This is a genomic window from Arthrobacter sp. PL16, from assembly GCF_035985055.1.
Classification (GTDB): Bacteria; Actinomycetota; Actinomycetes; order Actinomycetales; family Micrococcaceae; genus Arthrobacter_D; species Arthrobacter_D cheniae.
The window spans coordinates 372,537-396,345 of sequence record NZ_JAXCIC010000002.1 but is presented as its reverse complement, the minus strand read 5'-3'; the positions used below and the strand labels follow the sequence as shown (position 1 = coordinate 396,345).

Here is a 23,809-nt window from a genome sequence, read left to right as displayed (position 1 = left end):
GGCGGTGAAGGCAACCGCGCCGGGTACGTCCATGGGGGCACCGATGCGGTGATGAAGGTCCGGAACAACCTGACGAATGCACGACGGAGGACGCCGTAATGAGCACGCCACAGGACACCCCAGGCAACAGGAACGACGACGGACAAGCATGGAACCCGCCCGGCGGGAACGGCTCCGGACACAGTCCCGATGGGCAGCAGGGCAAGGGGCAGCAGGCACAGCCGACCCCCTACGGCCGGCAGGACGTCGGCAGCCCGTACGGCTACCAGGCGGCACAGCCCTCGGGTTACGCCTACCCGAGCTCGGGCGGCGACGCTGGCCGGACCGAGAAGGGGCCGGCACCCAAGGAAGTCATGAGGGCCTACTACCTGATCCTGGCTGCCGGTGCCGCCTACCTGGTGTCCTCGATCATCTCCTCCCTCACCGCCGAGATCCCGGACATGGCGGGGGCATCACTCGGCGTCGGGGTGGGGCTGGTGTTCGCGGTGCTCTTCGCGGCGGTCTACGTCGTCCTGGCCGTCTTCATCAGGAAGGGGCAGAACTGGGCCCGCATCACTGCAACCGTGCTGGCGACACTGAACGTGCTGCTGGTTCTCGGCGGGCTGCTGCTCCTGCCCATCGCCAACCGGGCCGTCGAAGCCAGCGGGCAGACGATTCCCCCGATATCGGGCTTCAGCACGGCGCTCGACATCCTGGTCATGCTCCTCGGTGTGGCCGGCGTCGTCATGACGTACCTGAAGCCCGCGCGCCCCTACTTCGCTCCGCAGCGCCTCGGGTACTGAGGACCAGCACGCACCTACTGGGCGCGGGAGATCGGACCAAGGTCCGGTTCCTGCGCCCTTTGGGCGTGATATGCCAGGATCTCCAGTTCGGTCGACATGTCCACTTTCCGCAACTGCACGTGTGACGGCACCTGGAGCACCACGGGTGCAAAACTGAGGATGCTCGAGATCCCGGCGGCGACGAGGCGGTCGCACAGTTCCTGCGCGACCGCTCCGGGGACCGCAAGAACCGCCATGTTGGTGCGTGTGCGGTCGAGCACCGCCTCGAGGTCGGCCACGGCACTCACCCGGAGGTAGCCCACCTCCGACCCGACGACGAGTTGATCGGCATCGAACAGTGCAACGATCTCGAAGCCCCGCGAGACGAATCCGGAGTAGCCGGCGAGCGCACGGCCGAGGTTGCCCACGCCGACGATCGCCACGCGCCAGTCGAGCGTCAAACCGAGGGCGAGGGAAATCTGCCGGTTGAGGTACTGCACCTCGTAGCCGACACCGCGCGTCCCGTAGGACCCGAGGTAGGAGAGGTCCTTGCGGAGCATCGGTGAATTCACCCCGGCGGCATCCGCCAATTCTTCCGAGGAGACCCGCTGGATGCCCTCGCCCAGGAGCGAGTTGAGGGCACGGAGGTAGATGGTGAGGCGTGCCACCGAGGCGGGCGGTATGTGGCGCACCGGATCGCCCACGGGCTCAAGGCCTGGCGTGTCCGGCGTTGTCACTGTTATCGGCTCCGTTGCTAGCGCCAAAGCACCCGATCGGCGGAAGGATCCCTCCACGTCGGGCGGACGTAGGTCCACTTTATGCTGAGGACGCAGGGCCACCAAGCTTGTGCACACCCTGGATGCAGGCCGCGCCCGTGGGGCGGCCTGTGCCCGGGATGAGCCCGGGCATGGCCGGTCACCCCTGGGACAGAAGCCGCCGCAGCCTCGACTCGTCGATGGACCAGAAGTCGCGCTGCACTCCGTCGATGAACAGCACGGGCAACTCCTCCGCGAACCGCGCCCCCAGGGCAGGCGCGTCACTCACCGACAGCTCCCGCCATTCCAGCCCGAGCTCGTCCGTCACGCGTGCCACCACGAGTCTCGCGTCCTCGCAGAGATGACATGCGGGGCGGGTCAGCAGGACGACGCCGGGACCGGGTAGCTGGGCGGGTGTTTCCATCGTTCCACCGTACTGCCGCGCCGCGGGCCCGGCCGCGGGGCGACGAACTAGACTCTGATCATGCCGGACGCCGCAGGGGGCACTCAGCCCACGCCAGAGCCTCCGGCGACCACTTCGGGCGAGGCAGCCTTCTTCGACGTCGACAACACGTTAATGCGTGGCGCGAGCCTGTTCCATGTGGGGCGCAAGATGTACCAGCGCAAGGCCTTCACCCTGCGCTTCGCAGCCGGCCTCGCGTGGAAGCAGCTGCGTTTCATCATGCGTGGCGAGACGATGACGGATGTGAACTCCGTGCGCGACGCTGCCCTGGCGTTCGCGATCGGCATCGCCCACGAGGACATCCTCGCCCTCGGCGAGGAGGTGTACGACGAGATGATCGCGTCGAAGATCTGGCCCGGGGCCCGTGCCCTCGCCGAGCACCACCTGTCCTCGGACCGCCAGGTATGGCTCGTGACGGGTACCCCCGTCGAGGTGGCGGCCGTCATCTCGAGCCGGCTCGGGCTCACAGGCGCACTCGGCACGGTCGGCGAGGTCGCCGAGGGTCTCTACACGGGTAAACTGGTCGGCGATTTCCTGCATGGACCCGCGAAGGCCGCCGCAGTCCTGGCACTGGCGCAGCGGGAGAACCTCGACCTCGCGCGGTGCTGGGGCTACAGCGACTCCTTCAACGACATCCCGCTGCTGAGCGTCGTCGGACATCCGGTGGCCATCAATCCGGACAGCAAGCTCCGCCGCCATGCCCGCGCGAACAACTGGCCGGTGTACGACTTCCGGAGCGGACGCCGCGCTGCGACGCTCGGACTGCGGGCGGCCACGGTCGCAGGATCCATCTATGGGCTCTGGCGCGGGTTCTCGCGGTTCAGGGGCCGCTGACCCGGTCCGCACCTGGGCGATGCTGTCGCCGGTGCTGCGAGGCCAGGGAACGACGACGGCCCGGCACCCGTGCCGTGATGGCAGGGTCCCGGGCCGGTCGGCACACTCCGGCATAGAGCCGGAAGCGTTGCTACTTCTTGTTGCGGCGCTGGTGACGGGTCTTTCGCAGCAGCTTGCGGTGCTTCTTCTTTGCCATACGCTTGCGGCGCTTCTTGATTACTGAACCCATAGAGTCCTCACAAACTGTTGTGGTGCCAGCACGTACTCCGGCGGTGAGCCAGGAGGCGGCACTGGGGCTGACGAAAGGCGCATACCTGGTGGCAATCGCCCGAATGATGCAATAAGTCGAGCGGGCCTAGGCCCGCCCAAAACGCTCCTTAACAGGGTACATCCGTTTGACGGACGGTCAGGACGACCCCTGGCGGCTCAGGCGCTCTCGGACTGCCCGTCCACTTGCGCCCGCTGGAGGAACTCTTCGACGGCCGACTCCGGTACGCGGTAGGAACGACCGAACTGCACGGCGGGCAGGTCCCCGGCGTGCACTAGCCTGTAGACGGTCATCTTCGAGACACGCATGAGGTCAGCGACCTCCGCGACCGTCAAGAACTGCACATCCGAGAAGTTATTCCCGTCTGCCATCACACCACTATTCCTTTGCTTGGATGTCCGTAACTCACCTGAGACCGGCATCGAGAAAAGACACCCTGGGCGACTGATCGGCGTGTCGCCTTGTAGCAAAAGGATTATCCGCCTAAGGGTTCACTCTAGTGGCTGATGTGACCAAAGTGAAAGAGCAGCTCGAGGCCCTCCACCTCTTCCTGCACCTCGCCTCGCATGCGCCGCCCGTTCTGGCCGGATACCCGAGGACTAGGACGAATGGTCGCGTCGACGCCGGAGCTGGGAGAGCAGGTCGGCGGCACGCTCCGCTGCACGACCCATGGTCCGACCGATCTGCGGCCGGGAGCCATCAGCTCCCGGCAGGACCTCCGGACCTGCCAGCACAGCGGCGGCCAGCACCCCGGCCTCCGCACCGGTCTGGCCCGTTCCGGCTTCAGGTTCGACGACGGGTGCCTGGCTACCTGCCCCCTGCTCGGACGGTCCGTCCGATCCAGCCGCGGGTACCGGCGGCTCGAAGTCGGCGAGCCAGTCCCGTACGAGGCCGAGCGGGGCCGTCTCCAATGAGTAGTAACGCTTCTGACCCTGGGCCCGCATGGTGACCAGGCCCGCTTCCCGCAGGACCTTGAGGTGCTTCGACACCGTCGGCTGACTCACCTCCAGCTCGACGACGAGCTCACCCACTGCTTTGTCACCGTCGCGCAGGTTCTTGAGGATCTGCCTGCGCGTACCTTCGGCGATGACAGCGAAAACATCATCGATACCCATTCGCCTACCCTAGCGATATATACGTGGCGGGGCATCCTGCCCGGCAGTGCTCAGTCGAACCATGGGTCGAGCCCGTGGAGAGGGAAGACCGCCTTGCGGGTCGCCATCACCGTCCGGTCGAGCTCGTCACTGGGGTCGTAGCCGATCTCCCATGAGCGCCACCACAGCTCGGCGCCGTCGCCCATGAGCCGCGGGGCATCGATGCCGTGCCGCTCCAGGACGTAGTCCCGCCACGCGGCGGGGACCGGCGTCGTCGGACCCATCGCCGCGCCCGCCGCGACCGCGACGAGCAGGGTCCACGACCTCGGCACCACGCTTGCGAGCGCATAACCGCCCCCACCGGTCGCGATCCATCGACCGCCGCACAACCTGTCCGCGAGATCGCGTACCGACAGCATCAGCGAGTGCTGCGCGTCCACACTGACCCGCAGGTTCGTCAGCGGGTCCTCACGGTGTGAATCGCAACCGTGCTGGCTGACGATGACGTCGGGTGCGAAGGCCCCGGCCAGCTGCGGCACCACGGCGTGGAAGGCCCTCAGGACGGCGGCGTCCCCGGCCGTCGTGGGGAGGGCGACGTTCACCGCATACCCCTCGGCGCCGGCACCGCCGGTCTCATTGGCGAACCCGGTACCCGGGAACAGGCTCATGCCCGTCTCGTGCAGGGAGATCGTCATGACGCGGGAGTCGTTCCAGAAGATGCTCTCGGTGCCGTCCCCATGATGGGCGTCGACGTCGATGTAGAGGACGCGCTGCGCACCGCGGTCGAGCAGTCGCTGGATGCAGGCGGCGGCGTCGTTGTAGATACAGAAACCGCTGGCCAGCGAACGCGCCGCGTGATGCATGCCGCCACCGAAATTGACCGCCCGGAGGGCGTCCCCCCTCATCACGGCTTCCGCCGCTCCCAGCGATCCGCCGGCGAGTCGCGCGCTCGCCTCGTGCATGCCGGCGAAGGCGGGATTGTCCTCCGTGCCGAGGCCCCGGGCCGGATCCGAGGTGTCGGGATTGCTACTCACCCGGCGGACCGCGCTGATGTAGTCAGGGCTGTGTACCGAGGCGAGCTCGTCGTCGGAGGCGACGAAGGGGGCCGTCACGCTGACGCCGGCGAGGTCGAGCAGCCCGCAATCGCGCATCAACCGTGCCGTCAGGTGCAGCCGCTCCGGGTTCATAGGGTGCTGGCCACCGAAGTCGTAGGCCAGCATGGAATCGTCCCAGACGACCTGGAGTGGCACCGCCGGCCCGGAATGCGTAGACATCACTGCAAGGCTACGCGATGCGTGATATTCCCACGACGATTCCTGGTGAGATGCTTTACTACTGCAGGGGACAATCAGGGTAGCCGCTTCGGCGGGAGGACCAGCACACGGGGCAGAGCGGACGTCAATGTTAAGTCAACAGCCACAGTGGCTGACGGACGATCGACGCGGATACGTCAGGCTGCTGGCGTCGGTCCGTGACTTCGTCGATTCCTTCGCGAACAGCTCGCCCGCGCGACTCGCCCTCTTCATCTTTACAGGCGTCATCCTGGTGTTCACGGCGCTGCTGAGCCTGCCGGTGTCCGCCAGCAACGGCGAAGTCACCGCCCTTCACGACGCCTTCTTCACCGCTGTGTCCGCGGTGTGTGTCACGGGCCTCACCGTCGTCTCCACCGCCACGCACTGGTCCTTCTTCGGGCAGCTCGTGATCCTTCTCGGCATCTTCATCGGCGGACTGGGCACCCTGACACTCGCTTCGCTCCTCGCCCTGATCGTGAGCAAGCGGCTCGGCGTGCGCGGGAAGCTCCTCGCCCAGGAGGCGCTCAACAACGCGAGCCGCCTCGGGGAGATCGGTACGCTCCTGCGGATCGTCATCACCACCTCCGTGCTCATCGAGATCGTGCTCGCCGTCGTGCTCATCCCGCGGTTCATGATTCTCGGGGAACCCTGGTGGCAGGCCATCTGGCACGGCATCTTCTATTCCATCTCGGCGTTCAACAACGCAGGTTTCACCCCGCACAGCAACGGACTGGTGCCCTACGAGACCGACCTCTGGATCCTCACGCCCCTCATGGTCGGAGTGTTCCTCGGCAGCCTCGGGTTCCCCGTGATCATGGTTTTCGTACAAGTGCGCCACCGCTTCAGGAAGTGGACGCTCCACGCGAAGCTCACGGTGTCGGTCTCGCTGATCCTGCTGGTCGCCGGCACGTTCGCCTGGGGCTTCCTCGAATGGGAGAACGATCGCACGATCTCGAACCTGACCATCGCGGACAAGACCATCCATGCCCTTTTCGCCTCCGTCATGACGCGGTCAGGGGGGTTCAACCTCGTCGACCAGAACGAGATGAATTCGACGACGATGCTGCTCACGGACGCGCTGATGTTCGCCGGAGGCGGGTCGGCATCGACCGCGGGCGGCATCAAGGTCACGACGATCGCCGTCATGTTCCTCGCCATCGTGGCCGAGGCCCGCGGTGATTCCGATGTCCGCGCCTGGGGCCGCACCATTCCTGCCGGCGCGATGCGGGTGGCCATCTCCGTCATCTTCATGGGCGCCACCCTCGTGCTGGTCGGCAGCGGGCTCATCCTCGCCCTCTCGGACGAACCGCTCGACAAGGTGGTCTTCGAGGTCATCTCTGCGTTCGCGACCGTCGGTCTCAGCACCAACCTGAGCGCCGAGTTGCCGCCCGCCGGCAAGTACGTCCTGTCCGCCCTGATGTTCGCCGGGCGCATGGGCACCATCACGCTCGCCTCGGCCCTTGCGCTGAGGCAACGCAGCACGCTGTACCGCTACCCCGAGGAAAGGCCGATCATTGGCTGAGAGACCCGCCCATAACGCCCCCGTGCTCGTGATCGGCCTCGGCCGCTTCGGAGCGGCCACCGCCGAACAGCTCGTCCGCCAGGGCCGGGAGGTCCTGGCTATCGAACGGGACCCACAGCTCGTGCAGAAGTTCGCCAGCATCCTCACCCATGTGGTCGAGGCCGATGCGACGAACATAGACTCCCTCCGCCAGTTGGGCGCGCAGGAGTTCTCGGCAGCCGTCGTCGGTGTCGGCACCTCGATCGAGTCGAGCGTGCTCATCACGGCGAACCTCGTGGACCTCGGCATCGACCACCTGTGGGTCAAGGCCATCACGCCCTCCCACGGCAAGATCCTGAAGCGCATCGGCGCCAACCACGTCATCTATCCCGAATCGGACGCCGGTCAGCGCGCCGCCCACCTCGTCGGTGGCCGCATGCTCGACTTCATCGAGTTCGACGACGGCTTCGCGATCGTCAAGATGTACCCGCCGAAGGAGACCCAGGGTTTCACGCTCGCGGAATCGTCCGTGCGCTCGAAGTACGGCGTCACCGTGGTCGGCGTGAAGTCACCGGGCGAGGACTTCACCTATGCGCGGCCCGAGACCAAGGTGTCCGGACGCGACATGCTGATCGTCTCCGGGCACGTGGACCTGCTCGAACGCTTCGCCGGCCGGCCCTAGGGTGCGGGTCCTCTCCCCCGGACCCCGATCCGCCGGCATGGCACCGCTGCCCCGCCGGCTCCGGGTAGCGACGGCGGCGGGGGCCGCGCTCGTGCTCGCCGTCGTCGTTCTGGCAGCCCGGATCCACGGGCTCGACCTCACGGTGTACCGGGAGGGGTCGCTGGCGCTCCTGGGCCACGCCGGGGACAAAGAGCTCTACGACGACGCGCTCGTCCAGACGGATACCCGTGGTCTGCCCTTCACCTATCCGCCCTTCGCGGCGATCCTCTTCGTACCCTTGGCGCTTGTTCCCGAAGCGCTTGCGCTGGTGATCGTCACCGCACTGTCGTGCGTCTGTCTCGTCGGTGTGGCCGTCGTCGTCGCACGCTATCTCCGCGCCTCCGGGGCGGTCCGCGGCGACAGGCCGTGGACTATGCCCGCCGCCGTCCTGGTGACGATGCTGCTGACCGGCATCAGCGGCCCGTGGCGTGAGGGTCTCGGCTTCGGCCAGGTCAACGCGCTCCTGATGGTCCTGATCCTCGCCGATCTGCTGCGCTCCACGCGGCTGCCCTCCGGCGTCCTGATCGGCGTCGCCGCGGGCATCAAGCTCACGCCTCTCGCGTTCGGCCTCGTCTTTTTGGCGCGGCGCGATTGGCGCTCGCTCGCGTGGATGACGGGCTCGTTCGCCGCGACGGTGGCCGTCGGCTGGGCCCTGGCACCCCGGGAATCGGCATTCTTCTGGCTCGGCGCACTGTTCGATGCCTCACGGGTGGGGTCGACGGCGGATCTCTACAACGTCTCGCTGAACTCGATCGTCGCGCAGTCCGGACTCGCCGAGAGTGTGCAACGGCCGGTGTGGGTCCTGGCATCGCTCGTGGTCATCGCGCTCGGCTACCGCGCCATCCGCAGGGCCGATGACGCCGGCGACCAGGTCCGAGCCATCACGGCCAACGCGGTCGTCATGCTCGCGATCTCGCCCATCTCGTGGTTCCACCACTGGGTCTGGATCGCCCTGCTGTTTCCCGTCGGCTACGTCTATGCGCGGGAACGAACGCGGGCACGGCGCACGACCAGTTGGGTGCTGCTCGCGGCGCTCGCTCCGGTCATGATGTTCTCCTCCATCACCGTCACGCTGACCCTCACCGGCACCGTGTCCGGAGAGGGTCCCCTTCCGCTTCGGCTCTTCACCGGTCTCGGAGTGGTACTGCCGGTGGCCCTGCTGGCGCTCTGGGCGCTGCGGCCGGTCAGGACGAGGCAGGGCCTGCCAGATCGCGGGTGATCTCGGCAGCCCGTGCCGTCGCGGCGTGAGCGCCGTCGGCAACGACCCGCGCAAGCCCCAGTCTCTCGAAGGTCTCGATGGCGCTCTGCGTCGTTCCGTGGGGGCTCGTGACGGCGCGGCGGAGCGCCGTTGCGTCAGCGCCCTCCTCGGCGAGCATGAAGCCCGCTCCGGCGACGGTCTCACGGGCTATCAGTGCCGAGAGGTCCGCATCCAGGCCGAGTTCGACCCCCGCAGCCGCCATCGCCTCGGCGAGGTAGAACGCGTAGGCGGGGCCGGATCCGCTGATGGCGGAGAGCGCGTCCACCTGTTCCTCCGGAATCTCGACGACGGTGCCGGCGGACTCCAGGAGGTTCCGCGCCCCCGCCATCAACTCTGTGCTCACGGCGGACCCGGCGGAGATGGACAAGACTCCCCTGCCGAGCCGGGACGGGGTGTTGGGCATGGAACGGATGACGGCCTGGCCCTTGGGCAGGGCTCCCTCGATCATTGCGGTGGTCACGGCCGCCGCGACGCTCACGACGACGGCGGACGGCGCCAGTGCCGGTGCGATCTCCCGGGCCAGCGGGACGATACCGATGGGCTTCACGCCCAGGATGACGACGTCGGCCCCGCGGATCGCCCTCGTGTTGGCGCCCTCGTCATCACCGGTCGCGAGGACCGTCACACCGTGCCGAGCGCGGAGTTCGCCCGCCCGCTCCGGCCGGCGGACCGTCGCGGTCACGTTCGAGGGGTCCGTCCCTGCCGCCAGCAGCCCGGCCAGGATGGACTCGTTCATGGATCCGCAACCGAGGAAGGCGATGCGCTGGGAGTTGTCCGTCGTCATGATCCCATCCTGCCACGAGGGCTCACAGCCCACTCCCAGGGTCCTTGCCGTTGGAGCACAAGGAGGGTCCCTAGTGTTGGGACCACCTCATAAGGGTGCGAGTGATGGGGACCGGAATTCCTGATCCGGTCCGGCGTCGGTGGCAACAGATGATTCCCCCAGCATCTGGACAGTCCGCCGGCGCCATTCCTCGTTCAAGGACCGTTCGCCCACACCTGGTCGGCCGGACCAGCCGTCAATGCTGCAGGTGCAACCGGGCGAACCGGAGCGTCTCCGCGAGCCACTCCTCGCGTTCGCCGGCAGCACGCGCACGCCGCGTACTCACCTCGACGGCCACGACCCCGTCCCATTCCGAAACGGCGAGATGCTCCAGTGCCTCGGCGCATCGCTGCTGCCCCTGGCCCGGCAGCAGGTGCTCGTCCTTGCCGTTCGGGGTCCCGTCCGTCAGGTGCACGTGCGCGAGTCGGCTCCCCAGGCCCCGGATCTCCTCGTAGGAGTCCATTCCTGCGATCGCCGCGTGGGAGAAGTCCCAGGTGATCCGCTCGTACGGCTCCGGCACCGGATTCCAGTGCGGCAGGTAGGCCTTCGCCTCACGGCCCCGGACCTTCCACGGGTACATGTTCTCGACAGCGATCTCGACCCCGTACTCCGATGCCACCCGCCGGATCCCTTCGGGGAATTCCTCCGCGTAACCGGTCTGCCAGCGGAAGGGCGGGTGGGTCACAACGGTCTTCGCGCCCACTTCCGCGGCCATGGCGGCCGACATCTCGATCTTCGTCCAGGCCTTGCCCCACACCTGCTGGGTCAGGAGCAGCGTGGGCGCGTGGATCGCGAGGATGGGCATCTCGTAGCGATCGCTGAGGACGGTCAGCCGGTCCGGGTCCTGGCTCACCGAATTGTTCGTGACCATGACCTCCACGCCGTCGTAGCCGAGGTCCTGGGCCAGGGCGAAGGCATCGTGGACCGCGAGCGGGTAGACCGAGGCACTGGAGAGGGCAACGGGGATCGACCGCGGCTTGCCGGTCGGGTCCTCCACGTCAGGCTCCACGGGGAAGGGACTCGCGTCGCGTGGAGTCGAGCTGGGAGTGTCCTACCCCGGCTCCCGGAAGCGGCTCGTCGGCCTCGAACATCTTGGCGTCGAAGCGCCTCAGCAACAGTCCCTCGCGGAGCGCCCACGGGCAGATATCCATGGCTGGGACATCGAAAAGCTCCAGGGCGCACTCGGCGACGAGCGCACCGGCGAGGACCTGTGGCGCGCGCAGATCGGACACGCCGTCGAGGTTGGTGCGGTCCTTGGCGCTCATGGCTGCCAGCCGCTTCGTCCACAGGGTGAGGTCCTCCAGGCGCAGTTCGCGGCGGACGAAGGGCCCCGCCGCCGACGGCGCGGCCCCTGCGATGCGTGCCAGCGACCGGAAGGTCTTCGACGTACCCGCCACCAGGTGGGGTGTCCCGAGGTGCGCGAACTGTGGGACGGCGTCGCGCAGGGTTGCCTTGATATAGCGGCGCAGCTCCTTCACGCTCTTGGCCGAAGGCGGATCCCCCTGCAGCCAGTCGCGGGTCAGCCGGCTCGCACCGAGCGGGACGGACAGCGCCACCTCCGGAAGCTCGTCCGTTCCCATCGCCATCTCGAAGGAGCCCCCGCCGATGTCGAGGTTCAGGATGGATTCCGCACCCCAGCCGTACCAGCGGCGGACGGCCTGGAAGGTCACCGCTGCTTCCTGGTCACCGGAGAGTTCCTGGAGGTCGACGCCGGTTTCCCTCCGCACGCGCTCCAGGACATCACGGCCGTTGCCGGCCTCTCGGATCGCGGAGGTGCAGAACGCGAGGAAATCCTCGGCGTCGTGCCCGGCGGCGAAGGCGCGCGCCTCACGGACGAAGCCGACGAGTTCGTCCTGGCCCGCCCGCGTGATGCTGCCGTGCTTGTCGAGGTAGGCGACGAGCTGCAGGGGCTTCTTATGGGACGCGAACGGCACCGGCCGACCGCCCGGACGGGCGTCCACAAGGAGAAGATGGACCGTGTTCGACCCTATATCCAGCACACCTAGCCGCATTGTTCCCGCGCTTCCAACTCTACCCAGGCCATTGTCAGTTCCTCACGCCGTGCCGCGGCTACTTGCCGGCCGCGACCTTGCGCTTGGCAGGCGCCCGCCGGGTCGTCTTCTTCGGCGCAGGCCCCTTGGCGCGCTTCTCGGCGAGCATGTCGATAGCCTGCTCACGCGTGAGTTCCTCGATCGCCATGGATCCGGGCACGGTGATGTTGGTGACGCCGTCGGTGACGTAGGGGCCGAACCGGCCGTCCTTCACCACGATGGGCTTCTCGCTCACGGGATCGTCACCGAACTCGGCCAGGGGCGGGGTCACCGTGCGGCCGCCGCGCTGCTTGGGCTGCTTGTAGATCTCCAGCGCCTGCTCGAGGGTGATGGAGAAGATCTCCTCCTCGGAGCCGATGGACCGGGAGTCGCTGCCCTTCTTCAGGTACGGGCCGAAGCGGCCATTCTGGACCGTGATCTCCTTGCCGTCCTCATCCGTCCCCAGGACGCGCGGCAGGTTCATGAGCTTGAGGGCGTCCTCGAGCGTCACGGTATCCACCGACATGGACGCGAACAGCGAGCCCGTGCGCGGCTTCACCTTTGCAGCCTTCTTCGGGGGCTTGGGCTTGCCGTTCTTGAAGAACTCGACCGGCTGGTTCGCGAGTTCCTCGGCGGTCACCTCGGGGATCAGCTCGATCACGTAGGGGCCGTAGCGGCCGTCGCGGGCGACGATGGAGCGGCCCGTCTCGGGGTCGGTTCCGAGGACACGCTCCTGTGTCGTCGGCGCCTCCATGAGTTCGATGGCCTTCTCGGCCGTCAGTTCATCGGGGGCGAGGTCCTCCGGGACATTGGCGCGCTGAGGCTCCGTGCCCTCGGGTGCATCGGCGGGCAGTGGCTTCTCCAGGTACGGGCCGAACTTGCCGACGCGCAGGGTGATGCCCTCGGCGATCTCCACGGAGTTGATGCGCCGCGCATCGATCTCCCCGAGGTCGTTGACGATCGTATGGAGACCTGTCTCCTTGCGGTCGCCGTAGTAGAAGCGGTTGAGCCACTCGACGCGACCCGCCTCCCCGCGGGAGATGCGGTCGAGGTCCTCCTCGAGCTCCGCCGTGAAGTCGTAGTCGACGTAATCGTTGAAGTGCTCCTCCAGCAGGCGCACCACCGAGAACGCGATCCAGCTCGGCACCAGGGCCTGGCCGCGCGTACGGACGTAGCCGCGGTCCATGATGGTCGACATCGTCGCGGCGTAGGTCGACGGGCGGCCGATACCGCGTTCGTCGAGCACCTTCACGAGCGATGCCTCCGTGTAGCGCGGTGGCGGGGACGTCTCGTGGCCGATGGCCTCGATGGCCTTGGCCCCCAGGGAGTCGCCCTTGACGACGTTCGGCAGGCGCGTGCCCTGCGCGTCGTCGTCCGTGCCGTCCTCGGTGCGGTCGGCGTCGCGACCCTCCTCGTAGGCGGCCATGAAACCGCGGAAGGTGATGACCGTGCCGGACGCGGCGAACTCGGCGTCCCGGCCGTCGGCGCTCTTCGCACCCAGGCGCAGCGACGCCGTCGAACCCTTGGCGTCGGCCATCTGGGAGGCGACCGTGCGCTTCCAGATCAGCTCGTAGAGGCGGAACTCGTCGCCACGCAGGGACTGCGCCACCTGCGCGGGCGTGCGGAAGGAGTCACCGGCGGGACGGATGGCCTCGTGCGCTTCCTGGGCGTTCTTGGCCTTGCCCTTGTAGACACGGCGCGACTCGGGGACGTACTCGGGGCCGTACAGCTCCGACGCCTGGCGACGGGCTGCGTTGATGGCCTGGTCCGACAGCGACGACGAATCGGTACGCATGTAGGTGATGTAGCCGTTCTCGTACAGCCGCTGCGCCACCTGCATGGTGACCTTCGAGCTGAAGCGCAGCTTGCGGGCCGCCTCCTGCTGCAGGGTCGACGTCGTGAACGGAGCCGCCGGCCGACGCGTGTAGGGCTTGGTCTCGAGCGACCGGACCGTGAACTCGGCCGTCTCCAGGCCGGTCGCCAGTGAGCGGGCGGCGTCCTCGTCGAGCCGGACCACGGTGGAGGCCTTCAGCTCGCCGCGGTCGGAGAAATCCTTGCCGGAGGCGATGCGGCTGCCGTCCACGGCCACGAGCTTCGCCGGGAAGGTGCTGCCTTTCGACGAGTCCTCCGGCGTGAACGTTCCGGTCAGGTCCCAGTACGACGCCGCGCGGAACGCCATGCGCTCCCGTTCCCGCTCGACGACGAGGCGCGTCGCGACGGACTGCACGCGACCGGCGGACAGTCCGCGAGCCACCTTACGCCAGAGGACGGGCGAGATCTCGTAGCCGTAGAGGCGGTCGAGGATGCGGCGGGTCTCCTGTGCGTCGACCATGGGGATGTCGACGTCGCGCAGTTCGCCGAGGGCACGCGTGACTGCTTCCTTGGTGATCTCGCCGAACGTCAGGCGGTACACGGGAACCTTCGGCTTGAGGACCTGCAGCAGGTGCCACGCGATCGCCTCGCCCTCGCGGTCGGCGTCAGTTGCGAGATAGAGCTCGTCGGCGTCCTTCAGGGCGGCCTTCAGCTCTGCGACCGTCTTCCGCTTGTCCGGGGAGACGACGTAGTACGGCTCGAAATCCTTGTCGAGATCCACGGCGAACTTACCCACCGAGGATTTCTTCAACTCGGCGGGGAGATCGGACGGCTGGGGGAGATCACGGATGTGCCCCATGGACGCCGCGACCTGGAAACCCTCACCGAGATACCCCGAGATGCTCTTGATCTTGCTGGGGGACTCAACGATGACGAGCTTCTTGCCGTGCTTCTTGTCCGTGGCCTTGGTCGGCACTTCTCTCCTATATATACGGGTGCGATACCGCGGCAGGAACGTGGGTATCGGGCTGGAACCCCCTGCTGGGCCTCACCACACAGTATGCGTCATGCGTACCTGCACAAGGGTAACCGCTGGTCTCAGGGGGCTGGAATCAGGAAACCCTCGCGGATGAGCTGTTCGACGTCGACCAGCAGTTCCGAGGTGAAGGCCGCGTCGGGCCGTTCCAGCAGCATGGCGAGGGCCCCCGCGATCTGGCCCGCGGTGAGGTCACCGTCGCACGCCGACGCGAATCCGGCGAGCTCCGTGCTCAGCAGGGTCGTGCGCCGGAGGCCGGCTCCCTGCCTCAGGAGGATCACTCCGGGGTGCTCCGCCCCGGGCCGCTGGTGGCGTTCCTCGGTGACGTCGTCCGCGACGAGGAGGAACTCGTCGGCGATGCCTATCCCGGACGCCGCCTGCTCCGTGTGCGCGGCGAGCCAGTCGTTGCGCCGGACAGCGGCAGCCAGGTGCGGGCCCACAGGTTGCTCGATCTCATGGGTGATCTCCTCGAGCGTCACCCGCACGAGGTTCCTCGCGTCGAGCGGCCGCCTCAACCAGACCCAGCCGAAGCCGATGCCCTCGACGCTGCGCAGGGCGAAGTCCGCAAGGTAGTCACCGAAGCTGTCGAGGTACGCCCCGCGGTCGCGATGCTCAGCTGCGTCCCGCAACCAGGTCTCCGCGTACTGGACCGGGGACAGCTGCTCGCGCTGGATGATCCAGGCGTCCACGCCGGCAGGGACGAAGGACCGGATCCGCCGGTCCCACGGCGTCCCCTCGGTGATCTCCCAGTTGCCGAGCAGCTGTGCCACCCCGCCCGGGGTCAGCACCCCGGGGAGCTCCCGGACCAGGGTCTCGACGATCGCGTCCCCGGCCAGGCCGCCGTCGCGGTAGGTGTAGGCCTCGTTCTGCGAATCCGTGCGCGGGGTGATCACGAAGGGCGGATTGGACACCACGAGGTCGAAGCGCTCCCCCGCGACCGGCTCGAGCAGGCTGCCCCGCCGTAGGCTCACCCGTTCCGCGAGGCGTCGCGGGTCGAGGTCGAGGGCGGGGGCGTTGAGGAGGAGGTTGAAGCGGGCGAAGGCGAGCGCTCGGTCCGAGATGTCCGTCGCGGTGACGTGGCCGGCATGGGACAGGAGGTGGAAGGCCTGGATACCGCAGCCGGTGCCGAGGTCCAGGGCCCGGTCCACCGGGGACCTCATGACGGTCTGCGCCAGCGTCAGGGATGCGCCGCCGATCCCGAGGACGTGGTCGTGGCGCAAGGGACCGGGTCGCTGCTCCGAGCCGAGGTCGCTGGCCACCCAGAGGTTGCCGCCGACGTCCGAGCCATAGGGTCGCAGCTCGACGGCCGCCCGCCACCGTTGTGCTGCATTGCCGGTCGGGGTCGCTGCCTGCGGGGACGGCGCGGCCCCCTCGGTCTCCTGGATTGTTCCGGCATTGCTGGCCGGGCCGTGGTTCTCGCACTCGATGAGCCGGAGCCGTTCGAGGCCCGCAACCCCGATCCTCGGGAAGGCTGCCGCGAGATCCTTTCCGGCCACGGTCTCCCCGAGGAGCCACAGCAGCACGGGAACGGCACTGTGTCCACCGGCACTGGCACCACTGGCACCGGCACCGACACGGGCTCCATCACCGTCACCACTGGCACCCTCGAGGATGCGCCGACTCTCCAGGAGTGCGGGCGCCAGCTGCCCCCTGCCGAGGGCCGCGTAGGCCGGGGCGCCCAGGAGTGCTCCGACACCGTCGACGGTGTAGTCGAGGGCTGCCAGATCCGCGGCAAGGGATGTGAGCGCTGCAATGTCAGCGCTCGACGGCGCCGACGCGACGTCCTCGTCGAACTCGCGCCATTCCGTCATGCCCACAGTGTCCGAACCGTCCACCGTGTCATCCGACCCTGCTGCGGCGATGCCCGTGCCCTCCGTCGAGTCCCCCGCCGTGCGGTCGGTATCCTGCCCCGTCATCAGGCAGCACCGGCTGCCGTCGCCTCGGACTCGTCGGCTTCGCACCCCTGCGGACAGCGCAGGGTGACAGGATCGGCCGCGCAGCCGACGCAGTACAGGGTGAGGTTCCGGCACTCGGAATTCGAACAGTTCTCGAAGGTGCTCGTGGGGGTCTGGCACCGCACGCACGTACCGAGGGTGACGGCGTCGTCGCTGAACTCGAGGTGCATGCGCTTGTCGAAGACGTAGAGCGAGCCCTCCCACAGTCCGCCGTCACGGTACTTCTCGCCGTAGCGGACGATGCCGCCGTCGAGCTGGTACACCTCCTGGAAGCCGCGGTTGATCATGAGGCTGGAGAGCACTTCGCACCGGATCCCCCCGGTGCAGTAGGTGACCACGGGCTTGTCCTTGAGGTCGTCGTACCTCCCGGAGTCGAGTTCGCGGACGAAGTCCTGGGTCGTCCGCACGTCGGGAACCACTGCTCCCCTGAAACGGCCGATCTGCGCCTCGAGAGCATTGCGACCGTCGAAGAAGACGACTTCCTCCCCCGCTGCGCGTTTGGTATCGACCAGCGCGTGCAGTTCCTCGGGCGCCAGGTGGGTGCCACCGCCCACTACGCCGTTCTCGTCGACTTCCAGCTCACCGGGAGCGCCGAACGAGACGATCTCGTCGCGGACCTTCACACTCAGGCGCGGGAAGTCGCCGGCGCCGCCGTCGGACCATTTGACCTCCAGCCCCCTGAAGGCGGGATACTCGCGCGTCGTCCTGACGTACTGCTTCACGGCAGCGATCTCGCCGCCTACCGTGCCGTTGATGCCGTCCTTCGAGATGAGAATTCTTCCCCGCAGCCCCCATTTCTCACAGAGTGCGCGTTGCCACAGCCTGATCGCTTCCGGATCGGGCAGGGGCGTGAAGCAGTAATACAGGGCAATACGGTTCATCGACACGGTTTAAAGCCTACTTGGCGTCTCATAACGGTCACGTCGCCGCCGTCTCTGTGATTACCCGTGCGCGAGAACTATCGTTCAGCACATGGGCGCAGACGCAGACGCAGAACTCTTCCAGACCTGGATCACCGGATGGTCCGCGTGCCGCGGGTACGAGCCGCACGACGACGGACGCAGCACCTCCGTACTCCTGACGGACCAGCAGCACCAGACGGAGCACTTCCTGTTCGAGCCCACGACCGAGCGGTTCCTCGAACTCGCCGCCGAGACGAAGCAGGACCCCCGGCGGGTGCTGACCGTCGTCACCACTCGGATGCAGGACCTGATCGATGCCGCCGATCCGCTCCACATGCACGTGACCGATCGCCAGCAATCCCTGATGAGCGCGGACATGCACAGGCAGGATGTCGAGGACCCGCGGGTTCCCGGTGACGAATTCACTCTCGAGCGGGAGAGCGCCGGCGCATGCCGACGCGTCACGGTCCGCGCAGGCGACGCCGTAGCGGCTAGCGGTTCCGTCTCCGTGGTCGGCGAATTCGCGGTGTATGACCGCATCGTCACGGAGGAGGGCTTCCGACGTCGGGGACTCGCAACGTACGTCATGCGCGCTCTGACCGCCGGAGTACTGCAGGATGACGTCACGACAGGACTCCTCATGGCGTCGGCCGACGGTCGGGCACTGTATGAGTTCCTCGGCTGGCGACACCTCATCGACGTGTTCGTCATCAGAGGATAAGCGCCGTTTCGGCCGCTGCCGCACCCGGTCCGATGGGAGAATTGCCGCGTGAGTGCGCAGAACTCCCTGATACCGCTCCTCGGCGGGGGACCCGATCCTGAGCAGCTCCTCCACGTCCGCGAGATCCCGGCCCGTGAGGCCGAGTACGCGCCCTGGCCGGAGTGGGCGCACCCTGACGTCGTCGAGGCCTTCGCTACGCGCGGGGTGCGCGAGCCGTGGCGGCACCAGGTGGAGGGGGCGACGTCCGCTCACGATGGAGCGCACACCATCATCGCGACAGGCACCGCGTCCGGTAAATCCCTGTGCTACCAGCTGCCGGTGCTCGACGAGATCCACCGCAGCGAGCTGCGTGACCGCGCCACCCTCGCGCCGAACGGCTCCGTGGCCCTCTACCTCGCGCCGACCAAAGCGCTCGCCGCGGACCAGTTGTCCGCGATCAACGCGCTGAAGCTGCCTACTGTCCGGGCGGAGACGTACGACGGCGACACGGAGTCCGGCGCCCGCCGCTGGATCCGGGACCACGCCAACCTCGTCCTCGCAAACCCCGACATGCTGCACTACGGGATCCTGCCGAACCACACCTGGTGGGCACGCTTCTTCCGGCGGCTCAAGTACGTCATCATCGACGAGGCGCACAGTTACCGGGGCGTCTTCGGGTCCCACGTGGCGAATCTACTGCGGCGGCTGCGGCGGATCTGCGCAAGCTACGGGGCGCACCCGGTGTTCATCGGCGCATCAGCGACGGCAGCGGAGCCGGCTGCGTCCTTCGGCCGGCTGATCGGTGCTCCTGTCCGTGCAGTAGACCGCGACAGCTCGCCCCATGGCTCGACCACTGTTGCTTTCTGGGAACCGCAACTCACCGGCATGAAGGGTGAGAACGGCGCAGCCACCCGGCGCACGGTGATCGCCGAGACGTCCGACCTGCTTGCGAACCTCGTTTCGTCGCACGTGAGGACCATCGCGTTCATCAAGTCCAGGCGTGGCGCCGAGAGCATCGCGCAGACCTCTCGGCGGATGCTCGAGGATGTGCATCCAAGCCTGCCCCACCGGATAGCCGCCTACCGATCGGGGTACCTGCCCGAGGAGAGACGGGCCCTCGAAACGGCCCTGCGCAGCGGAGAACTGCTGGGTGTCGCGAGTACCTCCGCGCTGGAGCTCGGGATCGACATCTCGGGGCTGGACGCGGTCCTGATAGCCGGCTGGCCAGGCACGCGTGCGTCTTTGATGCAGCAGATCGGCCGGGCGGGGAGGTCGGGACAGGATGCGATCGCTGCCTTCGTCGCCAGCGACGACCCCCTGGATACCTATTTGGTGCACCATCCGGAGGCGGTGTTCGATCTCGCCGTCGAGGCCACGGTGTTCGATCCGTCGAACCCCTACGTACTCGGCCCGCACCTCTGCGCTGCCGCGGCCGAACGACCCCTCACCGATGAGGACCTCGATCTTTTCGGAGCCACGTCCGAGGATCTCCTCGGCACCCTGTGCGAGCAGGGCTTCCTGCGCCGTCGACCCGCAGGGTGGTTCTGGACGCACCCGCAGAGTGCCGCTGCGATGGTCAATCTCCGCGCGGACGGCGGCGGGCCGATCAACATCGTCGAAGCCGAGTCCGGCGCGCTGCTCGGAACGATGGACTCGCCCCAGAGCCATTACCAGGCGCACCCTGGTGCTGTCTACGTCCACCAGGGCCGGACGTACGTGGTGCAGGAGCTCAACGAGCAGGACCATTGCGCGGTGGTGGCCCGTGCTCACCCGGACTACTACACCCAGGCGCGGGACGTCACGCAGATCGAAGTCATCGGCAGGGACATCAGCCAGCTGTGGGGCGGTGTGCTCGCCAATTTCGGTGATGTGAAGGTCACCACCCAGGTGGTCTCCTTCCAGCGCAAGGCCTTCTCATCGAACGAGATCCTGGGTGAGGAGCCCCTTGAACTCGAGGCGAGGGACCTCTTCACAAAAAGCGTATGGTTCGAGATCAGCCCGCAGCTGCTCGAGGCCGAAGGTATCTCCGCGGAGGAGCTCCCGGGCGCACTCCACGCTGCCGAGCACGCCGCTATCGGGCTGCTGCCGCTGGTGGCGTCGAGTGACCGTTGGGACATCGGAGGCGTCTCGACAGCCCTGCACGCGGACACGGGCCAGCCCACCATCTTCGTGTACGACGGGCACCCGGGCGGAGCCGGTTTCGCCGAGCGGGGATTCGACGCGGCTCGCATCTGGCTGTCGGCGACACGGGATGCGATCGCCGCCTGTGAGTGCGAGTCCGGGTGCCCCTCCTGCGTCCAGTCCCCGAAGTGCGGCAACCGGAACAATCCCCTCAGCAAGGGCGGCGCTGTCGCGGTCCTGTCCCTCATCCTGCAGCAGGCGGGACCCGCTGCTGACCCCGGGACCAGCGATCCCGTGGCACCGCCCCGCCCCCAGCCGTCCGGAGGTGCCGACGAATCCCCTTCCTCCTCCCCTACCCGCCTGGCCGGCTGACGGCCTGACCCGCAGACCGCCTGACCCTGTCGCGCGGAGCATCGCTGCGCCGTCCGCTCAGGTACGCGATCCCGTTGATCGAGCGGGCGCGGAGACGTCTGGGACTATCGCCTCCGTCGCCGGGGCGCTACCTCGCTCATGCATCACTCGCTATGGTGGCGGACCGGCCCTCGCGGCCCCGACCGCATTGGGCAGCACTCCCCCCACACCGACGGAGACACGGATGAAGGCCGTGCCGGCCCCCGACTCTCCGATCACGCACTCCTCGATCGTTGCCCGGTGCCGATCCGCTACTGATGCAGCTGCGTCGCAAGGGTCTCCAGGAGCGAGCCCCCTGGCGGTGTCCGCAGCCGCCAGAGCAGACAGGTCAGCAGCGGTCGCCGCCATGGACGCGGCCGACGCGGCCTGCGTCAGCAGGACTGCCGATGCAATGAGCAGCAGAGTCAGCAGCGCGAGTCCGGTCATCAGGAACGTCCCGGCGCCTGTCTCGGGATCAAGGCAATCCCGCCTGCTGGCTGAATGCTCCCTCCTACCCACCGTGTTCCTCCTTCCCGCTTGCTGAAGCGACGAGTTCGATGTTCATCAGTTCGACGACGGGCCCCTCTACGCGTGCCCGTACCTCCACGGTTGTCCAGCCCGAGTCGGAGACCACCTGTGCGGAGGCCTCGCTGCCGGCGAGCCGCCGCACCGTCTGCTCGACGGAGGCGCTGCCTTCACCCCGCATGACCTCGCGGGCGCCGGCCCGCGCCGCCTCCTCGATGCGTAACTGCACTATCCCGACATGGGCCATACCGAGCAGAAGGCCGAGCAGGACGACCAGGGCAGGGAGCACGACGGCGACTTCGGCAGTGACCGAGCCTCGCTCGGCTCGCTTCACCCGCCGGTCGGCCCACCGCACCGCGAGCCGAGGCGCGGCTGCACCTCCGGTGCGGCTGCGGGTGCTGACGCGCCCCTGTCTGCCGCCGCATGCACGACCGACTCGTCCGGTCGGAGGCCGCGCTGCTGCAGGCACCGCGTCGTTGTGTCCCGACCCGCCCTGGCCCTTCCGCATCAGCCGAAGTTCAACGCGGACGTGATCAGGGACATGAGAAGGCCCTTGATCTCACCACTGGACAGGACCGCGACGAGCAATGCCGCGAATCCCACCGCCGCGAGAGTGGCGATCGCGTACTCCGCCGTCGCCATACCCGCCTCGCGGTCGGCAGCGCCATCCCGACAGTGCCGGATGACCCGCTCATTCGATCGATGACGCCGGGCGCGCACGCGACGTGCTGTCCGGTCGGGACGGACGTCACGATGGTCGCTCATAGGAGCGGCGGGCTCTTCCCCTTCGGTGCGTCCTCCTCCGTGTCCAAGCGTCAGGGTCCGTGCCGAAGGAACGACTGACAGAACGGGCGCGGGAAACCTGACGGTATCCCTGCCTTCGATCCGGACCCGGTGCAACCCCCCGTGCGGGTTGCTTTCTTTCCAGGCCTCCGGCCGGCCGGATACGGCACAGGCGAAGCCGGCGTTCCCAGACCCCGCGCCACCGACCTCCGCTGCGTCCGGATGTGCAACTCCGGCTCCTGCCTGGTGCGAGGACGGGTCCGTTGCAGGGCGGATGACGGTCAGGTCCTGCGCCACCTCCTCCTGGCTCCTGCCCTTCGCCGGACTCGGGTGCAATTGCTTCACCATGACATCTCCTTTTCATCGACGTGGAAGCTCATCCACGATGTGCAAGCGACGATCGCTGCAGGACCAACTCTGGTGATCCCACCGACGGTGCCGGCCGGCCGAGCGACTTAAGTGGATAACCGGACGGGACGTGGAGTCTGCCCAACGGCGGTTCTGACCGCAGTGGCCCTTCACTGGCATGAGGGCCACTGCCCGACGCGCCTAGAGTGCCGGTAGGAGACCCAGCACGACGGGTACGACGCCGAGGCAGATGAACGCCGGGAGCGAGCACAGACCGAGTGGAAGGACGAGTTGCACTCCGAGCGCAGCGACCTTCCTGTCGATCTCGCGCTTGCGGTGTCGCCGGATCTGGGCAGCGTGAGCGTTCAGGAGCGCCGCCGATGGTGCACCGGTGGACGTAGCGAAATGGAGACCCTGACGGACATCCGCGATGATTCGAGCATTGGATCGGGCAAGTTCCCGCTGGTGCCGTTCCGGGGCTCCGACCCGTCGCGCATCCTGCGTCGATCCGGCGTCCCATGCCGCTTCCCAGGAAGCACCGAGGAGTCGCGCGGCCCGAACCCTCGTCAGGGACGAGCCGACATCGGAGCCGCACGCCTCCGCGACAACAGACAGGGCGCTCTCGACTGACGCGCCGGCCGTCAGCATCGCTGCTATCAGGTCGAGGAGGAGCGGAGCATCGTTGATGCCCCCTCCCACCGTCCGGCTTTCGGTCGTCGTGCTCGTGCTCCCGTGGCGTCCGGACGGAAGCGTGAGCAGGAAAGCTCCGCTGGCGAGCAGGAGGAACGCTGCCAAGCCCGCCATCACGGCACCGCTCCCGCGCGCCGAACCAATCTTCGGGACCACAACCGCGAGGTGATCATCAGGAGAACCCCCGTTGCCAGGGTCAGTCTCCCGAGGGGGGATCCGAAAAGAACTTCTGGCGGATCGACGCCGAGGGCAAAGCCGAGAATCAACCCTACGCCTGGCAGCCATGCGAGTAGGACGACGGTGGCACGAGGGCCGGCCAGGACCGTCTCTTGGGCCGATAGGCCATCGAGGTCGGCATCGAGTTGCGCTGCATACTGTTCCAGGATCCCGGCGAGGGGAGCGCCGCTTCGCTCGGCGACGATCAGGCAGCCGGCAAGGTCCACCCACAGGCGATCCATGTGCGTGGTGGCGCCCCGTCCGTCAGCCCTTCCTGAGGATGGACCGGTTGCCATCCGGAGCGCATGGGGAATGCTGAGCCCGAGTTCGGCGGCCCGACGCGCGGTCGAGATCACCGGCAGTGCAGCGACTGCGAAGTCACTGTTCCCATCGGCGTAGATCCGCTCCATGTCCGCCCACAACACGAACGGAGGGCGCCCTGCACGCAGCAGACCTGCCAGTTGATGAACGAAGAGCGGAAGTTCGTATACGCCCAAGGCGCCGCGTGGCATGCGGCGGGTCCACCTCCGC

General features: G+C 67.7%; 24 protein-coding genes. 7 read left to right on the top strand and 17 right to left on the bottom strand.

The genetic code is table 11. The features are described from left to right. Nucleotides 1-98: 98 nt before the first annotated feature. A complete protein-coding gene (locus tag RCH21_RS05485) occupies nucleotides 99-782 on the top strand; it encodes a hypothetical protein (RefSeq protein ID WP_326963519.1) in 684 nt (227 codons plus the stop codon). 14 nt (nucleotides 783-796) lie between these two features. Here the strand turns inward: RCH21_RS05485 and RCH21_RS05480 are convergent, their stop codons facing one another. Next, nucleotides 797-1,498: a redox-sensing transcriptional repressor Rex gene (locus RCH21_RS05480; RefSeq protein WP_235830484.1), complete on the bottom strand. Its 702-nt coding sequence runs from the start codon at nucleotides 1,496-1,498 to the stop codon at nucleotides 797-799. 178 nt (nucleotides 1,499-1,676) lie between these two features. Beyond that, nucleotides 1,677-1,940 carry a glutaredoxin family protein gene (locus RCH21_RS05475; RefSeq protein ID WP_120147284.1) on the bottom strand — a complete coding sequence of 88 codons (264 nt, stop codon included), beginning with the start codon at nucleotides 1,938-1,940 and terminating at the stop codon, nucleotides 1,677-1,679. A gap of 60 nt (nucleotides 1,941-2,000) precedes the next feature. Between RCH21_RS05475 and RCH21_RS05470 the strand changes: the two genes are divergently transcribed. Next, entirely contained in the window at nucleotides 2,001-2,813 is an 813-nt protein-coding gene (locus RCH21_RS05470) for an HAD family hydrolase (protein WP_326963518.1), read from the top strand. 130 nt (nucleotides 2,814-2,943) lie between these two features. Here the strand turns inward: RCH21_RS05470 and RCH21_RS05465 are convergent, their stop codons facing one another. The 4 genes from RCH21_RS05465 to RCH21_RS05450 all read right to left on the bottom strand — a co-directional run bounded on the left by RCH21_RS05465 (nucleotide 2,944) and on the right by RCH21_RS05450 (nucleotide 5,449). Continuing rightward, nucleotides 2,944-3,042, bottom strand: a complete 99-nt coding sequence (locus RCH21_RS05465) for a 30S ribosomal protein bS22 (RefSeq protein WP_003792170.1) — start codon at nucleotides 3,040-3,042, stop codon at nucleotides 2,944-2,946. 197 nt (nucleotides 3,043-3,239) lie between these two features. Beyond that, nucleotides 3,240-3,452: a helix-turn-helix domain-containing protein gene (locus RCH21_RS05460; RefSeq protein WP_120147286.1), complete on the bottom strand. Its 213-nt coding sequence runs from the start codon at nucleotides 3,450-3,452 to the stop codon at nucleotides 3,240-3,242. Between the two features lie 228 nt (nucleotides 3,453-3,680). Next, nucleotides 3,681-4,196 carry an ArsR/SmtB family transcription factor gene (locus RCH21_RS05455; RefSeq protein WP_326963517.1) on the bottom strand — a complete coding sequence of 172 codons (516 nt, stop codon included), beginning with the start codon at nucleotides 4,194-4,196 and terminating at the stop codon, nucleotides 3,681-3,683. Nucleotides 4,197-4,246: 50 nt separating this feature from the next. Next, entirely contained in the window at nucleotides 4,247-5,449 is a 1,203-nt protein-coding gene (locus tag RCH21_RS05450; protein WP_326963516.1) for an acetoin utilization protein AcuC, read from the bottom strand. Between the two features lie 127 nt (nucleotides 5,450-5,576). On the opposite strand from RCH21_RS05450, the gene RCH21_RS05445 reads away from it, so the two are divergent. The 3 genes from RCH21_RS05445 to RCH21_RS05435 are packed head-to-tail and all read left to right on the top strand — an operon-like array spanning nucleotide 5,577 to nucleotide 8,908. Next, nucleotides 5,577-6,989 carry a TrkH family potassium uptake protein gene (locus tag RCH21_RS05445; protein ID WP_120147288.1) on the top strand — a complete coding sequence of 471 codons (1,413 nt, stop codon included), beginning with the start codon at nucleotides 5,577-5,579 and terminating at the stop codon, nucleotides 6,987-6,989. 22 nt (nucleotides 6,990-7,011) lie between these two features. Continuing rightward, nucleotides 7,012-7,650: a potassium channel family protein gene (locus RCH21_RS05440; RefSeq protein WP_120147289.1), complete on the top strand. Its 639-nt coding sequence runs from the start codon at nucleotides 7,012-7,014 to the stop codon at nucleotides 7,648-7,650. 37 nt (nucleotides 7,651-7,687) lie between these two features. After that, the gene (locus RCH21_RS05435) at nucleotides 7,688-8,908 is read left to right on the top strand and encodes a glycosyltransferase 87 family protein (protein ID WP_326963515.1); all 1,221 of its coding nucleotides are present in this window, start codon (nucleotides 7,688-7,690) and stop codon (nucleotides 8,906-8,908) included. Here the strand turns inward: RCH21_RS05435 and proC are convergent. From proC to trhO, 6 genes are all read right to left on the bottom strand, one after another. Further along, a complete protein-coding gene (gene proC / locus RCH21_RS05430) occupies nucleotides 8,874-9,731 on the bottom strand; it encodes a pyrroline-5-carboxylate reductase (protein ID WP_120147291.1) in 858 nt (285 codons plus the stop codon). The genes RCH21_RS05435 and proC overlap by 35 nt on opposite strands. Nucleotides 9,732-9,966: 235 nt before the next feature. After that, a complete protein-coding gene (locus RCH21_RS05425; protein ID WP_326963514.1) occupies nucleotides 9,967-10,767 on the bottom strand; it encodes a sugar phosphate isomerase/epimerase family protein in 801 nt (266 codons plus the stop codon). A 1-nt stretch (nucleotide 10,768) separates the two neighbouring features. Further along, nucleotides 10,769-11,782: a Ppx/GppA phosphatase family protein gene (locus RCH21_RS05420; protein ID WP_120147293.1), complete on the bottom strand. Its 1,014-nt coding sequence runs from the start codon at nucleotides 11,780-11,782 to the stop codon at nucleotides 10,769-10,771. Between the two features lie 58 nt (nucleotides 11,783-11,840). Then, nucleotides 11,841-14,588, bottom strand: coding sequence for a type I DNA topoisomerase (gene topA / locus RCH21_RS05415; protein ID WP_120147294.1), 2,748 nt, complete (start codon nucleotides 14,586-14,588; stop codon nucleotides 11,841-11,843). Nucleotides 14,589-14,710: 122 nt separating this feature from the next. Beyond that, on the bottom strand, nucleotides 14,711-16,564 hold the full coding sequence (locus RCH21_RS05410) for a DUF7059 domain-containing protein (RefSeq protein WP_326963513.1): 1,854 nt from the start codon (nucleotides 16,562-16,564) through the stop codon (nucleotides 14,711-14,713). Next, the gene (gene trhO, locus RCH21_RS05405; protein ID WP_326963512.1) at nucleotides 16,564-17,490 is read right to left on the bottom strand and encodes an oxygen-dependent tRNA uridine(34) hydroxylase TrhO; all 927 of its coding nucleotides are present in this window, start codon (nucleotides 17,488-17,490) and stop codon (nucleotides 16,564-16,566) included. Before trhO ends, RCH21_RS05410 begins: the two co-directional genes overlap by 1 nt. An 85-nt stretch (nucleotides 17,491-17,575) precedes the next feature. Here trhO and RCH21_RS05400 point away from each other — a divergent pair, with 85 nt between their 5' ends. Beyond that, entirely contained in the window at nucleotides 17,576-18,226 is a 651-nt protein-coding gene (locus tag RCH21_RS05400) for a GNAT family N-acetyltransferase (protein ID WP_326963511.1), read from the top strand. Between the two features lie 48 nt (nucleotides 18,227-18,274). After that, nucleotides 18,275-20,698, top strand: coding sequence for a DEAD/DEAH box helicase (locus tag RCH21_RS05395; RefSeq protein WP_326963510.1), 2,424 nt, complete (start codon nucleotides 18,275-18,277; stop codon nucleotides 20,696-20,698). Between the two features lie 150 nt (nucleotides 20,699-20,848). Here the strand turns inward: RCH21_RS05395 and RCH21_RS05390 are convergent, their stop codons facing one another. The 5 genes from RCH21_RS05390 to RCH21_RS05370 all read right to left on the bottom strand — a co-directional run bounded on the left by RCH21_RS05390 (nucleotide 20,849) and on the right by RCH21_RS05370 (nucleotide 23,790). After that, nucleotides 20,849-21,235, bottom strand: a complete 387-nt coding sequence (locus RCH21_RS05390) for an Rv3654c family TadE-like protein (RefSeq protein ID WP_326963509.1) — start codon at nucleotides 21,233-21,235, stop codon at nucleotides 20,849-20,851. Then, a complete protein-coding gene (locus tag RCH21_RS05385) occupies nucleotides 21,228-21,575 on the bottom strand; it encodes a TadE family type IV pilus minor pilin (RefSeq protein ID WP_268877996.1) in 348 nt (115 codons plus the stop codon). The genes RCH21_RS05390 and RCH21_RS05385 overlap by 8 nt, the downstream gene beginning before the upstream one ends. 173 nt (nucleotides 21,576-21,748) lie before the next feature. Continuing rightward, complete coding sequence (locus RCH21_RS05380) at nucleotides 21,749-22,006, bottom strand: DUF4244 domain-containing protein (RefSeq protein WP_326963508.1); 258 nt, start codon at nucleotides 22,004-22,006, stop codon at nucleotides 21,749-21,751. 567 nt (nucleotides 22,007-22,573) lie between these two features. After that, complete coding sequence (locus RCH21_RS05375) at nucleotides 22,574-23,176, bottom strand: type II secretion system F family protein (protein WP_326963507.1); 603 nt, start codon at nucleotides 23,174-23,176, stop codon at nucleotides 22,574-22,576. Further along, a complete protein-coding gene (locus RCH21_RS05370) occupies nucleotides 23,176-23,790 on the bottom strand; it encodes a type II secretion system F family protein (RefSeq protein WP_326963506.1) in 615 nt (204 codons plus the stop codon). The genes RCH21_RS05375 and RCH21_RS05370 overlap by 1 nt, the downstream gene beginning before the upstream one ends. Between the last annotated feature and the right edge of the window lie 19 nt (nucleotides 23,791-23,809).